Below are 15,510 nucleotides of genomic sequence, written 5' to 3'. Positions count from 1 at the left end.
TGCAGTTACAGCAATTCGAAGCTCTGCTGCGTCACGCTCTGCGAATCCAGGCCGATCTGCACGTTGAACTTGCCGGGTTCTGCCGCGTATTTCAGTTGGGCGTTGTAGAACTTCAAATCATCCTCAGTGATGGTGAAGTGCACGACTTTCTGTTCGCCGGCCTTGAGCATGATCTTCTGGAAGTTCTTCAGCTCTTTGACCGGGCGGATCATCGAGCCGGTGACGTCCTGAATGTACAGCTGCACCACGGTTTCGCCGTCACGCTTGCCGGTGTTCTTGACCATCACGCTGGCGTCGAGCTTGCCGGTGGCATTCAGCGTGGTCGACGACAAGGCCATGTCGCTCAAGGCAAACGTGGTGTAGCTCAGGCCATAACCGAACGGAAACAGCGGCCCGGTGGTGTCATCGAAATACTGCGAGGTGTAGTTGCCCGGTTTGCCCGGGGTGAACGGCCGGCCAATGCTCAGGTGGTTGTAGTAGGTCGGAATCTGCCCGACAGAGCGCGGGAAGGTCACCGGCAGTTTGCCCGACGGGTTGTAGTCGCCGAACAGTACGTCGGCAATCGCATTGCCACCCTCGGTGCCGCTGAACCAGGTTTCCAGAATCGCGTCAGCCGACTGGTTCTCTTCGAGAATAGTCAGCGGGCGGCCGTTCATCAGCACCAGCACCAGCGGTTTGCCGGTGGCTTTCAGCGCGCGGATCAGCTCGCGCTGGGTTTCCGGGATGTTCAGGTCGGTTCGGCTGGAGGACTCGTGAGACATGCCACGGGATTCGCCCACTGCTGCAACCACCACGTCGGCATCCTTGGCGGCTTTCACCGCTTCGTCGATCAGTACGCTGGCCGGGCGCGGATCATCGACCACTTCCGGCGCATCGAAGTTGAGGAAGTTCAGGTAGTCGAGGACCTTCTTGTCGCCGGTGATGTTGGCGCCACGGGCGTAGATCAGCTTCGATTTGTCGCCGATCACCGCGCTCATGCCGTCAAACAACGTCACCGATTGCGCAGGGCGGCCGGCGGCGGCCCAACTGCCCATCATGTCGATCGGCGCTTTGGCCAGCGGGCCGACCAGCGCGACTTTCGCGTTCTTCTTCAGCGGCAGGGTTTCATTCTGGTTCTTCAGCAGCACCAGGCTGCGCCGCGCCACTTCTCGGGCCTCGGCACGGTGCAGGCGGCTTTCGGCGTAGGTGTCAGCCGGATCATCCTCGGCCTTGCCGATGCGCAGGTACGGGTCCTTGAACAGGCCCATGTCGTACTTGGCGGCGAGCACTTCACGCACCGCGTTGTCGATGTCTTTCTGTTCGATCTCGCCGGACTTGAGCAGCCCCGGCAGCTCTTTGCCGTACAGGGTATCGTTCATGCTCATGTCGATGCCGGCCTTGATCGCCAGCTTCGCCGCTTCACGACCGTCACGGGCGACGCCGTGTTTGATCAGCTCGAAAATTGCCCCGTGGTCACTGACCGCCAGGCCCTTGAAGCCCCAATCCCTGCGCAGCAGATCGTTCATCAACCAGGTATTGGCCGTGGCCGGAATGCCGTTGATCGAGTTCAACGCGACCATCACCCCACCGGCGCCGGCATCGATCGCGGCGCGGTACGGCGGCAGGTAATCCTGGTACATCTTCACCGGGCTCATGTCGACGGTGTTGTAGTCGCGACCGCCCTCGACCGCGCCGTACAGGGCGAAATGCTTGACGCTGGCCATGATGCTGTCGGCGGCGCTCGGAGTGGCGCCCTGGTAGGCGCGAACCATGACCCCGGCAATGCGCGAGGTCAGGTAGGTGTCTTCACCGAAACCTTCGGAGCTGCGGCCCCAGCGCGGGTCGCGGGAAATGTCGACCATCGGCGCAAAGGTGATGTCGAGGCTGTCGGCGGCGGCTTCTTTGGCAGCGACGCGACCGGACTGGCCGATGGCGTCCATGTCCCAGCTCGAGGCGAGGGCCAGCGGAATCGGGAAAATCGTCCGGTGACCGTGGATCACGTCGTACGCAAAAAACATTGGAATCTTCAGGCGACTGCGCATGGCGGCGTCCTGCATCGGCCGGTTTTCCGCACGGGTGATCGAATTGAAGGTACCGCCGATGTTGCCGGAAGCGATCTCTTTGCGGATCAGCTCGCGAGGCATTTCCGGGCCGATGCTGATCAGGCGCAACTGGCCGATCTTCTCATCGAGGGTCATCTGGCCCATCAGGTTGCTGATGAACGCGTCCTTGTTTTCCAGAGGGACCGGAGTCGTGGCGGCCAGTACCTGGTGACTGGCCAGGCTGACGAACAGGCCCAGCAAACACAGCTTCTTCATGAATGTTTTTTCTCAAGGGCCCAAGCGGTGACGAAACACCGGCCAGCCAAAATGTAAGGAGCGACTATTGTTGTTCGGGTGCCGGCTCGAATATTCAGAGCCAAAAAACCACAGTCGACAGCGGCAGCGTGAACACGAAGGGCACTTTTTAGCCCATAAGCCCGTCGCAATCCAGTGGCGGGGCCGATTATGCCCCAACCGCCGTGCCGGAATGTTCAGCGCGCGGTTTTTAATCCAAGGAGCATCACCGCAATGACGATCAACCCGACCTACCGCTCACGTTTGCAAGTAGCCACGCTGCTGGTGCTGGCTACGTTCTTGACCGCGTGCGGCATCAATAATATCCCGACCCTCGACGAACAGGCCAAAGCCGCTTGGGGCCAGGTGCAGAACCAGTACCAGCGCCGCGCCGACCTGATTCCCAATCTGGTGGAAACCGTCAAAGGCTACGCCGCCCATGAACAGGAAACCCTGACCGCCGTGATCGAAGCGCGGGCCAAGGCCACGTCGATCCAGGTCGATGCCAGCACCCTTGACGACCCAGCGAAACTCAAGCAGTTCCAGCAGGCGCAGGATCAGTTGACCGGCGCATTGAGCCGCTTGATGGTGGTCTCCGAACGCTATCCGGACCTGAAGGCCAACCAGAATTTCCTCGCCCTGCAATCGCAGCTCGAGGGCACGGAAAACCGCATCGCCGTGGCGCGCCGCGATTTCATTCTGGCGGTGCAGAAATACAACACCGAGATCCGCACCTTCCCCGGGCGTCTGTGGCACAGCGTGATGTACAGCGACCTGCCAATGCGCGAAACCTTCGAAGCCACCACGCCCGGTGCGGAAAAAGCCCCGGAAGTGAAGTTCTGATCCGATGCTGGCGATGAGGTTGACCATGCGCGTGTTGAAAACGGGCCTGGTGCTGATGCTCTGGCTGTTTGCCGTCAGCGCCCAGGCCGAATTGACGTTCCCGGCGCTGAGCGGGCGCGTGGTCGACCAGGCGCAGATGCTTGAGCCGTCGCTGCGCGCGCAACTGAGCCAGCAATTGCAGGCCCACGAACAGGCGACCGGCGAGCAGTTGGTGGTGGTCACGCTGCCCGATCTGCAGGGCACCACCATCGAAGATTTCGGCGTTCAGTTGGGCCGGCACTGGGGCATCGGCCAGAAGGACAAGAACAACGGCGCACTGCTGATCGTCGCTCGTGACGAGCGCAAGCTGCGCATCGAAGTCGGTTATGGTCTGGAGGACCGGCTGACCGATGCGCAGGCCTCGGTGATCATTCATCAGGTCATCACGCCTGCGTTCAAGGCTGGCAACTTCAGCAAAGGCATCAGCGACGGGGTGGCGGCGATGCTGGTGGTGCTGGGCGGCAACCCTTTGGACGAGCCATCTACGGTGTACGAATCCAGCGGCGACCCGGCCGACGATTTCATCTCGCGACATCCGGCGCTGTTCATGTTTTTGGTGATGTTGTTCATCCTGACGGTGTTTGTCTGCCAGATGCTCGGTATCCTGCCGGCCGGCCGTGGCGGCTCCGGAGGCGGGGGCGGCTTGGGTGGCGGTGGATTCGGCGGGGGCGGTGGCGGCGGAGGCGGCTTCAGCGGTGGCGGGGGCAGTTTCGGCGGCGGTGGTTCGTCCGGCGGCTGGTGAGCACAGAACAATAACGAGCAGGCATTTTTCGAATGGCATTACTGACTGAACACGAACAACGCAAAGTCGCCGAGGCGATCGCCCGGGTCGAACGCGACACCGACGCCGAACTGGTCACGGTGCTGGCCGCCCGCGCCGACGACTATGCGTACATCCCGCTGCTCTGGGCCAGCCTGCTGGCGCTGGTGCTGCCGGGTGTCGTGCATTACCTGACCGGCTGGCTGACCCTGCGCAGCCTGCTGATGGTGCAATGGGGGTTGTTCATTGTGCTGTGCCTGCTGTTCCGTCTGCCTAAAATCACCACCCATCTGGTCCCGCGCCGCGTGCGCCACTGGCGCGCTTCGAATCTGGCGCGGCGGCAGTTTCTTGAACAGAACCTGCACCACACCGTGGGCAGCACCGGCATGCTGATTTTTGTCTGCGAGGCTGAGCGGTATGTGGAGATTCTGGTGGATGAGGGGATCTCCCGGCGTCTGGACAACAAGAACTGGGATGCGATTGTTGCGGCGTTTACCGAGCAGGTGCGGCAGGGGCGCACGCTGGAGGGGTTTGTCACCTGTATCGAGGCGTGTGGGCAGTTGCTGAAAGTGCATGTGCCGGTGACGCAGGTGAGGAACGAGTTGCCGAATCGGTTGGTGGTGTTGGGCTGAAAAGCCCCTCACCCCAGCCCTCTCCCGGAGGGAGAGGGAGCCGACCGCGTTGTTCTATCGAGTATCGCCGACCTGAATACCGAGTCGAACTCAAGTCGGGAAATCCAGAGTCGACTCGGTCGTTCAGGTCAATGTCGAGCGCAAGACACCTCGGTCGGCCCCCTCTCCCTCCGGGAGAGGGCTGGGGTGAGGGTAGCTTTTAGCTGTTGAAACCAACCGTTCAGCAAATAAGCACGTGTCCCCAACCCCCATCCCCCCTAAAATACCCGCCATTCCCGATTTCGCCCGTCCGAGGCCGCTTTTTCATGTCCGTCACCGCCCCATCTGCGCCGTCCACAAAGTCTGCGCCCGACCATCACGCCCAGTTCATCGAGCTGCTGCAAGCCAGCCTCGAACAGAACGGTTTCATCAAACTGGTGCTGGCCAAGTACGTCGGTGACGAGGCGGATCTGCAGCGGGTGATCATCAAACCGGTGACGGTCAAGGCGCAGCCGAACCTGTCGTTCGTCTACCGCTACAAGACCCGAGATATCACCAAGAACCTGCCCCTGACTGAAGGCGTAGCGGCGATTGCCGGGCTGTTGCCGGCCGCGTTCAAGAATGCGCATTTGCTGGCGCTGAGCGACGAAGCACAGCTGGAATACAGCAAAAAGGGCAAGTCTTCGCTGTTCAAGAGCAAATCTCAGCAATTGCGCGAGGCGCCGTCCGCCGAGCACAACCGCGAGAAAAACCGCTTTCTCGAACTCAGCCGGCCGTTCCTCAAAGACCTCGGCGTGACCAATGCCCAGCACGAGCTGATCCCGGCGATGTCGCGCAAGTGGAAGCAGATCAACAAGTTCATCGAAGTGTTCAGCCACGCGCTGACCTCGTCACCGCTGGCGCTGGACAAGCCGGTGCGGGTGGCGGATTTCGGTTCGGGCAAGGGCTATCTGACGTTCGCGATCCACGATTATCTGCGCAACACCCTCAAGGCCGAGGGCGAAGTCACCGGCGTTGAACTGCGCGAGGAGATGGTCAACCTGTGCAACACCGCAGCGGCCAAACTTGAGCATCCGGGGCTGGTGTTCAAGTGCGGTGACGTGCGCAGCGTCGCACCGAGCGAGCTGGATGTGATGATCGCCCTGCATGCCTGCGACATCGCCACCGATTATGCGATCCATACCGGCATCCGCTCGGGTGCGTCGATCATCATGTGCTCGCCGTGCTGCCACAAGCAGATCCGCCTGCAGATCCAGAGTCCGGCGCTGCTTAAACCGATGCTGCAATACGGTTTGCACCTGGGCCAGCAAGCGGAAATGGTCACCGACAGCCTGCGTGCGTTGTTCCTCGAAGCCTGCGGTTACGAGACCAAAGTGTTCGAGTTCATCTCGCTGGAACACACCAACAAGAACAAGATGATCCTGGCGGTGAAACGCGCCGAGCCGGTGAACCCGGCGCAGCTGTTGGCGAAAATTGAAGAACTGAAAGCTTTCTACCACATCAGCGAGCACTGCCTGGAAACCCTGCTGCGCGCCGACGGCTATCTGGCCTGACGCGAAACCTGTGGGAGCGAGCCTGCTCGCGAAGGGGCCATAACAGCCAACATCATAGTTGACTGTCAGTCCGCCTTCGCGAGCAGGCTCGCTCCCACATTGGTTTTCACTGCCGTCTTGCGCCCGAGCATCACCGTGGCGATCACGCCGCAAGCAAACACCCAGGTGACCGGCTCGACGTGTTCGCCGAAGAACAGCGCAGAAAAAGCGATAGTGAAGAAGATCTGCAACAACTGAATCTGACTGACCCGGGCGATGCCACCCATGGCCAGCCCGGCGTACCAGGCAAAAAAACCGAGAAACTGCGAGAACAGCGCAACATACCCAAACGCCCACCAGGCCTTGGCCGACACTGCGCCCTGATGTTGCAACGCCAGGTACACAACCGGCCCGATCAGCAGCGGCGTCGACAGCACCAGCGCCCAGCAGATCACCTGCCAGCCGCCCATCTCTCTGGCCAAGCGGCCGCCCTCGGCGTAACCCAGCCCGCCGACAGCAATCGCGCCGAGCATCAACAAATCACCGGCCTGAATGCTGCCCGCCCCGGTGTACAAGGCATAACCGAGCACCAGCGCACTGCCCAACGCGGCGCAGGCCCAGAAGGCTTTCGATGGGCGTTCATGGGATAGCCACGCCGCGTACAACGCGACGCACAGCGGTTGCAAACCATTGACCAGCGCACCGTGGGACGCCGGCAAGGTTTGCATGGCCCACGCCGACAACACCGGAAAACCCAGAATCACCCCGGCGATCACCAGGCTCAGGCCTTTGACTTGTTGCCAGCTCGGCCACTTCTCACGACGCCACAACAGCAGCAGCGCCGCCGGGATTGCCGCGAACAGCGCCCGCCCCAGACCGTTGAGCAGCGGATGCAGTTCCTGCACCACGATGCGGGTGAAGGGCAGGGTCAGGCTGAAAATCACCACACCGAGCAGGCCGAGGGCCATGCCGGTGTTTTCGCGCGAGGACATGAGGAGGACCGGAATTGACGGTGGCTGGGAGTCCACCATCTAGCCATAAACCGCACGGTTCAGGCTGTTACAGCCAGACACAAATTCAGGCGTACAGTTTGCTGGCCTCTTCGCGAGCAGGCTCGCTCCCACAGGGGGAACGCATTCCAAATGTAGGAGTGAGCCTGCTCGCGATGAACGATGACTCGGTCTACCTTGAATACTCCCGGATCTTTCTCACAGGAGACCTCCCCATGCCCGCCAAAAAAATCCTGATGCTTGTCGGCGATTACGTCGAAGACTACGAAGTGATGGTGCCGTTCCAGGCCCTGCAAATGGTCGGCCACAGCGTGCATGCCGTATGCCCGGACAAAACCGCCGGGCAAACCGTGCGCACCGCGATTCATGACTTCGAAGGCGATCAGACCTACAGCGAAAAACCCGGCCATCTGTTTGCCCTGAATTTCGACTTCGCCAAGGTCAGCGAAGCCGATTACGACGCGCTGCTGATCCCCGGCGGGCGCGCGCCGGAGTATCTGCGGCTGAACGAGAAAGTCCTCGAACTGGTGCGCGCCTTCGACAACGCCGGCAAACCGATCGCCGCGGTCTGCCACGGTGCGCAACTGCTGGCGGCGGCGGGTGTGCTCGAAGGACGCGAATGCAGCGCCTACCCGGCCTGCGCGCCGGAAGTGCGGCTGGCCGGCGGTACCTACATCGACATCGCAGTCACCGACGGCCACGTCCAGGGCAATCTGGCCACGGCACCGGCATGGCCGGCCCACCCGAACTGGCTGGCCGGGTTCCTCGGGTTGCTCGGCACGCAAATCATTTTGTAGTGAGCGGACAGGTGCTTTCGTGAGCAGGCGCGCTTCCACAGGGGATGCGTTTCAATGTGGGAGCCAGGCTGCTGGCGATGGGGCCGCAACAGGCGACAGATAGTCCGCGCTGGTCTTTACTGTGAAGCGCACTCTGCCTAAATCGCCAAGGAGCAACACGCATGTCCGGATGGTACGAAGTCAGCAAGAGCAGCAACGGCCAATTCAGGTTCGTGCTCAAAGCGGCGAATGCCGAAACGATTCTGACCAGCGAGCTGTACACCACGCGCGCCGGCGCCGACGGCGGCATCGCCGCCGTGCAGAGCAACAGCGCGGTGGACGAGCGCTACGAGAAGAAGTCGACCAAGGACGGCCACCCTTATTTCAATCTGAAAGCGGCCAACCATCAGGTCATCGGCAGCAGCGAGGCGTACTCATCCGACGCCGCCTGCGATAAAGGAATCGCCAGCGTCAAAAGCAACGGCGCGACCAAGGTGATCAAGGACAAGACCGTGCCCGTCCTCTGAATACGACACGGTCCCTGCGGGAGCGAGCCTGCTGGCGATGAGGCCATCGGCTTCGATAGAGATGCCGAACAATAGACCGCTATCGCGAGCAGGCTCACTTCTACAGTTGAAATACGATCCCCTGTAGGAGTGAGCCTGCTCGTGATGGCGTCGGTAGCCTCGCCGCTAAACCTCGACCGGCACCGACAACTTCGGATCGCCCAGCGCGTGGCTCTTGGCATCGAAGAACCGCAACTCGACCCCGGTGCCGTCGAACAGCTTGATGTAATGGCGCTTCTGATGCTGGACGAACGCTGCACTGCGCGGGTAAATCGAAATCGCCACGCTCGCCGGTTTGGCCAGGCGCAGCGCGCGGACGATGTGCGCATCCTGCTCACCCAAGGCATGGCCGAAGATGCACAAACTGCCGGCGTGGCCCAATAACTGCTGATAACAGAACGACAGATAATCCGAGCTGCGGATGGTCTTGAGCTTGTCCGCGCTCGGGCCTTCGCTGACGAACAGCGGCACGTCATCAAGGGTTTTCAGGGTGTTGTTGATGGCGAAACTGCCCAGCAGCGTGCCCTCGGTCGAGGTCAGTTTGCGCGCCGTGCCGTCCTGGTTGCGCACCAGGTGCAGGCCACCGTGCAGGTAAAGCAGACGCGGTTTGTCAGTGGCGCTGTCGCTCAGGTCGAAACTGGCGTTCGGGCCATTGAACAGATCATCGATCACTGCGCTGTCGTGTTGCAGCGCCCAGTAGTTGAGCAAATCGTAATTGGTGGTGAACACCGTGCGATAGCGCGCCAGTTCTTCATTGAGCGTCGTCAGCGTCGACGGCTGCACCAGCCGCCACGGGATGTGCATGGCGTGCACGGTGTTGATCAACGCTTCCTTGATCGCGTAGTAGCGATTGCGCGGCGCCGCCGAGCTGACGGCCAGTGCCTTGTTGACCCGGCTAGTGGTTTTCAGCGAACCGAGCACTTGCTCGAAACTGCGCGTCTGCAGCGCGTCGAACACCGCCAGTTCCGAGGCGCTCAGGGGTTTTTCTTCCACGGTGCGGGCGTTTTCGAACAGCGAGTCGTAGCCGAAGTCGTCCCATACCGCGCGGCTGGCGCCGTTGCCCACCAGCAAACCGTTGAAATCGGTCGCGGCGCGCAGAGCGTTCCAGTCTTCGAGGGTGGCGTCGACATTCAGAAAATCAGTCATTGCGCAGGCGTCTCAAAACAAAGGGGCGGATGGGCGGCGACTTTATCACGAGCGGGCATTGAGCCAGATCAACATCCGTCGTGACCGATCGGTCGATCCTGTGTGCATCCGCCGGAGCGCAGCGCTCGAGCCGGCCCTAGTCAGGAGACACACGATGAGCAGCACCTTCTTCATTCCGGCGGTCAACATCATGGGCAGCGGCTGCCTCGACGAAGCCATGGACGCGATCCGCAACTATGGCTTCGGCAAGGCGTTGATCGTCACCGACAGCGGTCTGGCCAGGGCTGGCGTCGCCACTCTGGTGGCCGAGAAACTGGCGATGCAGGACATCGACTCAGTGATTTTCGACGGCGCCAAACCCAACCCGAGCATCGCCAATGTCGAGGCCGGGCTGGTGCTTTTGCAGGACAGCGGCTGCGATTTCATCGTCTCGCTGGGCGGCGGTTCGCCCCACGACTGCGCCAAAGGCATCGCCCTCTGCGCAACCAATGGCGGGCACATTCGCGACTACGAAGGCGTCGATCAATCGCAAAAGCCGCAACTGCCTTTGGTCGCGATCAACACCACCGCCGGCACTGCCAGCGAGATGACCCGGTTCTGCATCATCACCGACGAATCGCGCCACGTGAAAATGGCCATCGTCGATCGCAACGTCACGCCGCTGCTATCAGTCAACGACCCGCAACTGATGGTCGCCATGCCCAAAGGCCTGACTGCGGCCACCGGCATGGACGCGCTGACCCACGCCATCGAAGCCTACGTTTCGACCGCCGCCAACCCGATCACCGATGCCTGCGCTCTCAAGGCCATGAGCCTGATCAGCAACAACCTGCGCCTGGCCGTGCGTGACGGCAGCGACCTCGCTGCAAGGGAAAACATGGCCTACGCGCAGTTCCTCGCCGGCATGGCCTTCAACAACGCCTCGCTGGGTTTCGTCCATGCGATGGCGCACCAATTGGGTGGCTTCTATGACTTGCCGCACGGCGTCTGCAATGCCGTGCTGCTGCCGCATGTGCAGGCGTTCAATGCGCAAGTGTGTGCTGAGCGATTGCGAGATGTCGCACACGCGATGGGCGCGGACATTCGCGGCTTCAGCGCGGAGGAGGGCGCGCAGGCCGCGATCAACGCGATCCGCAGCCTGGCCAGAGACGTCGAGATTCCCGGCGGCCTGCGTGAACTGGGCGCCAGACTCAGCGATATTCCGCTGCTGGCGGCCAACGCCTTGAAAGACGCTTGTGGATTGACCAATCCACGGGCGGCGGATCAGCGCCAGATCGAGGAGATCTTTCGCAACGCGTTTTGATAAAAGGCGCGAAGGCGAGCGCGGTCGAACAGTCCTTCGCGTGCTTCCACAAGCACGGTAAATGTGCGCACGCGGGACCAGTTCGACGCGATGCCACTCAAGCGATGACTGGCGCAGATCCGGTGCTGTTGCGCAGCGTCGATATCGGTCAGTTGTGTAAACCAGGTGCAGTCGGCCTCAACTATCACTTCGGCCAGGTGACGGCCGTTGTTCAAATCGACAATATCGACGTAACCGCCTTCGCGCGGCACTGTTCCTGTAAACGTCACGACATTGCTGACGCTCTCGTGTTCTTCAGGAGAAACGATCACAGGCGCATCGTCCGTGGCGGTGACTTCGAATGCGCGGTCGGCAGACCAGTCCGACGTGTTTCCGGCGATCACCCGTGCGCGGATTTGATGAGGCCCGGGGGAGAGGTCTTCAAACACATCAACTGTCCAGCGCCCGTCGGAATCGATCGGACCCGACGCATAGTGAAAGTTTTCCCTGGCGTCCCATATCTCGATCAGACCGCCTGCCTGGCCCGTGCCGAAAAGATGCGGGCGGCGTGCGGTTTTGCTGCCTTCGAAAGGGAATACGATCGTCAAAACAACCGGTTGGCTGCCTGATTCATGTCTGTTACTCATGACCGGATTGCTCACTTGGGACCAGAGAAGTGTCAGCGTTACAGGTTTGCGCGGATTTGGAACCTGTAAGAAGTACCAGTCATTTAGATCAAGTCGATAGATTCGCTATCGCTTTAGGTTCTTAAAAACTGTCACTTCTATCAGTTGTCGGACGTGAGTGCTTCGGATCGAATGTCCTGCACAGCGGGAACGCAATCGATCTTTCGAGGAGCGCACCACATGTCAAACAACAAAGTCCCAATCGCACAGTCAGCAGGGGAGGTGGATATCTCCTTCGGCACATCAGGTTTGTGCACGCTGCGTTTTTCAGGCGCCGTCAGAACGATAGCCGAGGGTATGGCGACGACGCCGTCGGGGCAAATTATCGTCAGCGCGACTGTCATCGATGCGCAGGGAAAATCCAGTTACGGCCTTGCGCGTCTGGACGCCGAAGGTCATCCAGATTTGAACTTTGGTACGGCGGGCTACCTTACCGGCCAATTCAATCATGATGCGGCCTCGCAGGGCGGGCAGGTGTTCGTTGACAAGCATGAGCGCATCTGGATGTGTGGCGTGAAAAGCGGCATAGCCACCGAGTACCAACAGGTCATCGCTCGGTTCAATTCTGACGGCTCGCCCGATGTCCATTTTGGTGGTACGGAGTCAGGTTATCGCGAAGTGCCCATGCGCATTGCCTCACTGTTCGGTGCCACGGGTGGCAGCCTGATTTTGGCAAAATCGGATCCTCAGCTTGCGGAGCCTGACAGGTTGCTGTTCATGATTTCGCGAAACGGCAACGGACTGCTGGCGCGGTTCCATCTCGATGGCAAGGATGACGACACGTTCGACGGTAAAGGCTGGAAACACCTGCAAGTCCCCGAGCTTGCCATTACCCTGCGTGGAGTCACGCAGTTGAACGATGGGCTGATTTTTGTGAACGGCGGACTCGAAGAGATCGGCCAGGGTTTGGTCATGGGGTTCGACCAGAGCGGAGCGGTCGCGGAATTTGGCGAGGGAGGTGTGTTGCGTTTGCTGATCGAGAAGGATGATGCACCTCTCAAAAGCACAGTGAACCATATCATTGTGCAATCGGCGGAGCGCTTGCTCTTGATCGGTTCGGCGGTTAACGCCGGTGGGGTTCAGCACGCGTTCATCAGTGGAATCTTGAACAATGGCACATTCGACCGCGACTTCAACGCCGGTGTACCGGTCATCACCGCGGCAACCGACGCACTGGACCTGCGTAGCTGGAGAGCGGGTTTTGCGCTGGACGATAACGACGGCAAGCGAATCGTCACGGTCGGACAGACCTCGCACGGCGAACAACGCTTGCTGACAGGAGGCTTCCTGGTCGATGGCGCCGTGGACCCAGCGTTCGATGTCGAAGGCACTGCCCGGGTCGAATGGACTGCGCAGGCGGCCTGCCTGCAGAACTCTTGTGTGCTGGTGCTGGGGCACAAGGAAGGTGCGGCTTGTGTGGTGCGATTGTTGACCGCTGCAGTTGGCTGACGGCAGGGCAATCACACGATGGACGTGACTGGATTCGGGCTATCCTGCCGACCCGCACGAATCCCAGTCATGTTGCAGGAACGACTGATTCCGGGGATGAATTGCTCACACTGGATGGTTGATCACGCATCGAACGGGTTGAAACGGCTGAAGGGGAAAGGGATAGTGCGCGGCTGAAACGTTATCAAGGAGAGCGGTGTGACATTGAAGTCTGCAAGGATCGGATGTGCGGCATTGTGTGTAGCGTTGATGGCAGGGCAGGCTTTTGCCGAATGCACGCCGTCAGCCGTTTCGGGTGATCTTGATTTCGCTGTGTGCAAGGACTGGCCAGCTTATCCGGGGCAGTCCATCAGTGCCAAAGCCACGTTCGCGCGTGCCGCCGGCTCTGATGTAGAAACGAGCGGCTTTTATGATTTCGACCTGTCTGTTGTTCAGGACGGGCAAGCGGTGCCGATCGCGACCTTTCACCAGGACAGCGCCTTCGAATCAAACGGCGTCGCGTTGCATGAGCTGACGCTGGACACCGCCCGCTATTCGGTCACTCCCGATATCCGCGCCTTTGGCGTTCGCACCCGGTTTACCAATAGCTCTCGGCTCAATCCACTGGATGAGACTCAGCTCACCCTCTACGTCAGAGAAGGTCAAACGCTGCGCCCTGTGCTGCAGCAGTTACTGGTCTATCAGTATGGCGGCGAGTGGGACGGAAATTGCGAGGGCGAGCGCAGTGAAATCACCCGAACCGTGGAGATCGCCAAAACCAGCTCCCATGGTTACGCGGACCTTGTCGTGAAAACGAGGGAAACAGGTACTTCCAGTGTGGGCAGGGGCGATGCTTGCAAGGATAAGATCACCGAGTCCAAACCCGTTTCGACAATCTTGCGTTATGACGGCAAGTCTTACGTTCTGCCACAAGGTTTCAAAGGCCTTTAACCGGCCTGTATTCATACGACTTTTATCAAGGAAGAACCATGCTCCCACTCACCAGACTGCTTATCGCCATGGGTATCCTCGCTTGCACGTTCCAGGCCCAGGCCGCTTGCGACAGCAAGGCCTTCGACGGCAAGTCCCTGTCACGCTGCAAGGTCTGGCCTGCGGTGCAGAACCAGGCCATCGCCGTGACCTCGACGTATCTGGCCGACCCCGGTGACGACGAGGCTGGCGTGTTCGATCTGGACCTGGCGATCGTCGATGCGAGCAGCGCCAAACCCATCGCCACCTACCGCAAACCGGGAGCGTACAACTCCGATGCCGTGCGCTTTGATGACCTGCGTATCGACACGGCCCGCTATCGACTGGCGCCGGAGACTCGGGCTTTTGGCCTGCGTTCGAGGTTTTCGCACAGCTCCCAGGCCAATCCTTACGAAAAAACCGATCTGGCCCTGTATGTGCGCGAAGGCAATGCGCTGCGCCCGGTGCTGGAGGGGTTGGTGATTGCCAAGAGCAACGGTGAGTTTGTGGACTGCGAAGGCTACGAGAATAAGATTCGCCGCAGCGTGGAAATCGGCCCCTCCAGCCACCATGGCCTGGCCGACCTGATTGTCACCACCCGTGGCAGCAAGACGAAAAATACCCGGTCGGGCCAGGCATGTGTTTCCAGCACGACGCAACTGAAACAGACCCGCATCACCCTGACTTACGACGGCGAGCAATATGTCGTTCCCGAGGATTTCAGAGGTTATTGATTGATGATCTCCCACCGGTCGGCGACCTCGCCTCGCGGCTGATATAGACTGGCCGCCACGTGTTCTGGCGCTTGCAGGTTCCCCATGACTCCATCGTTGCTTATGGCCGTGCTGGCCTCGGGTTTCATCTACGGCATTACTCCAGGACCCGGCGTGCTCGCGGTGTTCGGCATCGGTGCAGCGCATGGGCGGCGGGCCGGGGCGGGGTTTCTTTGTGGGCATTTGCTCGGTGATGTGGTCTGGTGCAGCACGGCGTTGATCGCGATTGTCGGCGCCCGTGAAATCGGCAGCACGGCGTTCGATGTACTTGGCGTGCTTAGTGCGCTGTACCTGTTCTGGCTCGGCTGGCGCGCAGTGCGGGCGCAGCGGCGCAATGGTGACGAAGCGCAAGGCGCGGCGCGCCAGCCGTTCTGGCACGGCATTGTGTTCGGCCTGACCAATCCCAAGGCCTACCCGGTGGCCGTGGCGACGTTCACTGCGCTGCTGTCGAGCCGCGCAGAGTTGCTTAACTGGTCGATGCTGCCGGCGCTGATCGCTCTGAGTTTCATCGGTGGAGCGCTGGCATACGCGATTCTCATCGGTGTGGTTGGCGCGCAGCGAGTGCGCACCGTATATCAGCGTCACGAATTGCTGATCACCCGTTTGTGCGGCGTGATGTTTATCGGTTTCGCCATAAACGCTTTGATGCATGCGCTGCCGGGGTTGATGCCGAACAAGGTTTGACGGCGCACCGTTCGTCGCGCCTGGGCCAGTTTTTCTAAACCTTTGACCGTTAAAACATTCCTAACTGAGGCGGACGGCTGTCCGCAGCGT

At 60.5% G+C, this 15,510-nt stretch carries 15 protein-coding genes; 11 read left to right on the top strand and 4 right to left on the bottom strand.

What is annotated here, in order from left to right; translation table 11 throughout:
* Positions 1-5 precede the first annotated feature (5 nt).
* On the bottom strand, positions 6-2,297 hold the full coding sequence (bglX, locus tag ACGSLL_RS12390; RefSeq protein WP_394506172.1) for a beta-glucosidase BglX: 2,292 nt from the start codon (positions 2,295-2,297) through the stop codon (positions 6-8).
* A gap of 252 nt (positions 2,298-2,549) precedes the next feature.
* On the opposite strand from bglX, the gene ACGSLL_RS12385 reads away from it, so the two are divergent.
* The 4 genes from ACGSLL_RS12385 to ACGSLL_RS12370 all read left to right on the top strand — a co-directional run bounded on the left by ACGSLL_RS12385 (position 2,550) and on the right by ACGSLL_RS12370 (position 6,121).
* Positions 2,550-3,158, top strand: a complete 609-nt coding sequence (locus ACGSLL_RS12385) for a LemA family protein (RefSeq protein WP_208938403.1) — start codon at positions 2,550-2,552, stop codon at positions 3,156-3,158.
* 25 nt (positions 3,159-3,183) lie between these two features.
* Positions 3,184-3,939, top strand: a complete 756-nt coding sequence (locus tag ACGSLL_RS12380; protein ID WP_208938402.1) for a TPM domain-containing protein — start codon at positions 3,184-3,186, stop codon at positions 3,937-3,939.
* A gap of 32 nt (positions 3,940-3,971) precedes the next feature.
* Positions 3,972-4,589, top strand: coding sequence for a TPM domain-containing protein (locus ACGSLL_RS12375; protein ID WP_394506169.1), 618 nt, complete (start codon positions 3,972-3,974; stop codon positions 4,587-4,589).
* Between the two features lie 305 nt (positions 4,590-4,894).
* Complete coding sequence (locus ACGSLL_RS12370) at positions 4,895-6,121, top strand: class I SAM-dependent methyltransferase (RefSeq protein WP_394506167.1); 1,227 nt, start codon at positions 4,895-4,897, stop codon at positions 6,119-6,121.
* Between the two features lie 65 nt (positions 6,122-6,186).
* Here the strand turns inward: ACGSLL_RS12370 and ACGSLL_RS12365 are convergent, their stop codons facing one another.
* The gene (locus ACGSLL_RS12365; protein WP_394506165.1) at positions 6,187-7,092 is read right to left on the bottom strand and encodes a DMT family transporter; all 906 of its coding nucleotides are present in this window, start codon (positions 7,090-7,092) and stop codon (positions 6,187-6,189) included.
* 233 nt (positions 7,093-7,325) lie between these two features.
* On the opposite strand from ACGSLL_RS12365, the gene ACGSLL_RS12360 reads away from it, so the two are divergent.
* Both ACGSLL_RS12360 and ACGSLL_RS12355 read left to right on the top strand, forming a co-directional pair.
* Positions 7,326-7,907, top strand: a complete 582-nt coding sequence (locus ACGSLL_RS12360; RefSeq protein ID WP_394506163.1) for a DJ-1/PfpI family protein — start codon at positions 7,326-7,328, stop codon at positions 7,905-7,907.
* Between the two features lie 161 nt (positions 7,908-8,068).
* Positions 8,069-8,413, top strand: a complete 345-nt coding sequence (locus ACGSLL_RS12355) for a YegP family protein (protein WP_394506161.1) — start codon at positions 8,069-8,071, stop codon at positions 8,411-8,413.
* Between the two features lie 165 nt (positions 8,414-8,578).
* On the opposite strand, the gene ACGSLL_RS12350 is transcribed toward ACGSLL_RS12355, so the two are convergent.
* Positions 8,579-9,598 (bottom strand): DUF4917 family protein, encoded by a 1,020-nt coding sequence (locus ACGSLL_RS12350; RefSeq protein ID WP_394506159.1) that lies wholly within the window; start codon positions 9,596-9,598, stop codon positions 8,579-8,581.
* Between the two features lie 154 nt (positions 9,599-9,752).
* Between ACGSLL_RS12350 and yiaY the strand changes: the two genes are divergently transcribed.
* Complete coding sequence (yiaY, locus tag ACGSLL_RS12345) at positions 9,753-10,901, top strand: L-threonine dehydrogenase (protein ID WP_394506157.1); 1,149 nt, start codon at positions 9,753-9,755, stop codon at positions 10,899-10,901.
* On the opposite strand, the gene ACGSLL_RS12340 is transcribed toward yiaY, so the two are convergent.
* Entirely contained in the window at positions 10,862-11,527 is a 666-nt protein-coding gene (locus tag ACGSLL_RS12340; RefSeq protein ID WP_394506155.1) for a hypothetical protein, read from the bottom strand. The two genes, yiaY and ACGSLL_RS12340, sit on opposite strands and share 40 nt — an antisense overlap.
* Before the next feature lie 219 nt (positions 11,528-11,746).
* Between ACGSLL_RS12340 and ACGSLL_RS12335 the strand changes: the two genes are divergently transcribed.
* The 4 genes from ACGSLL_RS12335 to ACGSLL_RS12320 all read left to right on the top strand — a co-directional run bounded on the left by ACGSLL_RS12335 (position 11,747) and on the right by ACGSLL_RS12320 (position 15,420).
* Positions 11,747-13,015: an NHL repeat-containing protein gene (locus ACGSLL_RS12335; RefSeq protein WP_394506153.1), complete on the top strand. Its 1,269-nt coding sequence runs from the start codon at positions 11,747-11,749 to the stop codon at positions 13,013-13,015.
* Between the two features lie 198 nt (positions 13,016-13,213).
* Positions 13,214-13,945: a PA3715 family protein gene (locus ACGSLL_RS12330; RefSeq protein ID WP_394506151.1), complete on the top strand. Its 732-nt coding sequence runs from the start codon at positions 13,214-13,216 to the stop codon at positions 13,943-13,945.
* A gap of 38 nt (positions 13,946-13,983) precedes the next feature.
* Positions 13,984-14,697 carry a PA3715 family protein gene (locus ACGSLL_RS12325; RefSeq protein ID WP_394506149.1) on the top strand — a complete coding sequence of 238 codons (714 nt, stop codon included), beginning with the start codon at positions 13,984-13,986 and terminating at the stop codon, positions 14,695-14,697.
* Positions 14,698-14,781: 84 nt separating this feature from the next.
* A complete protein-coding gene (locus tag ACGSLL_RS12320) occupies positions 14,782-15,420 on the top strand; it encodes a LysE family translocator (protein WP_394506147.1) in 639 nt (212 codons plus the stop codon).
* Positions 15,421-15,510 lie beyond the last annotated feature (90 nt).

It is taken from the genome of Pseudomonas retamae (assembly GCF_043496865.1).
GTDB lineage: Bacteria > Pseudomonadota > Gammaproteobacteria > Pseudomonadales > Pseudomonadaceae > Aquipseudomonas > Aquipseudomonas retamae.
Note: the sequence above shows the minus strand (reverse complement) of the source record. Positions and strands in the feature narration are given on the sequence as shown.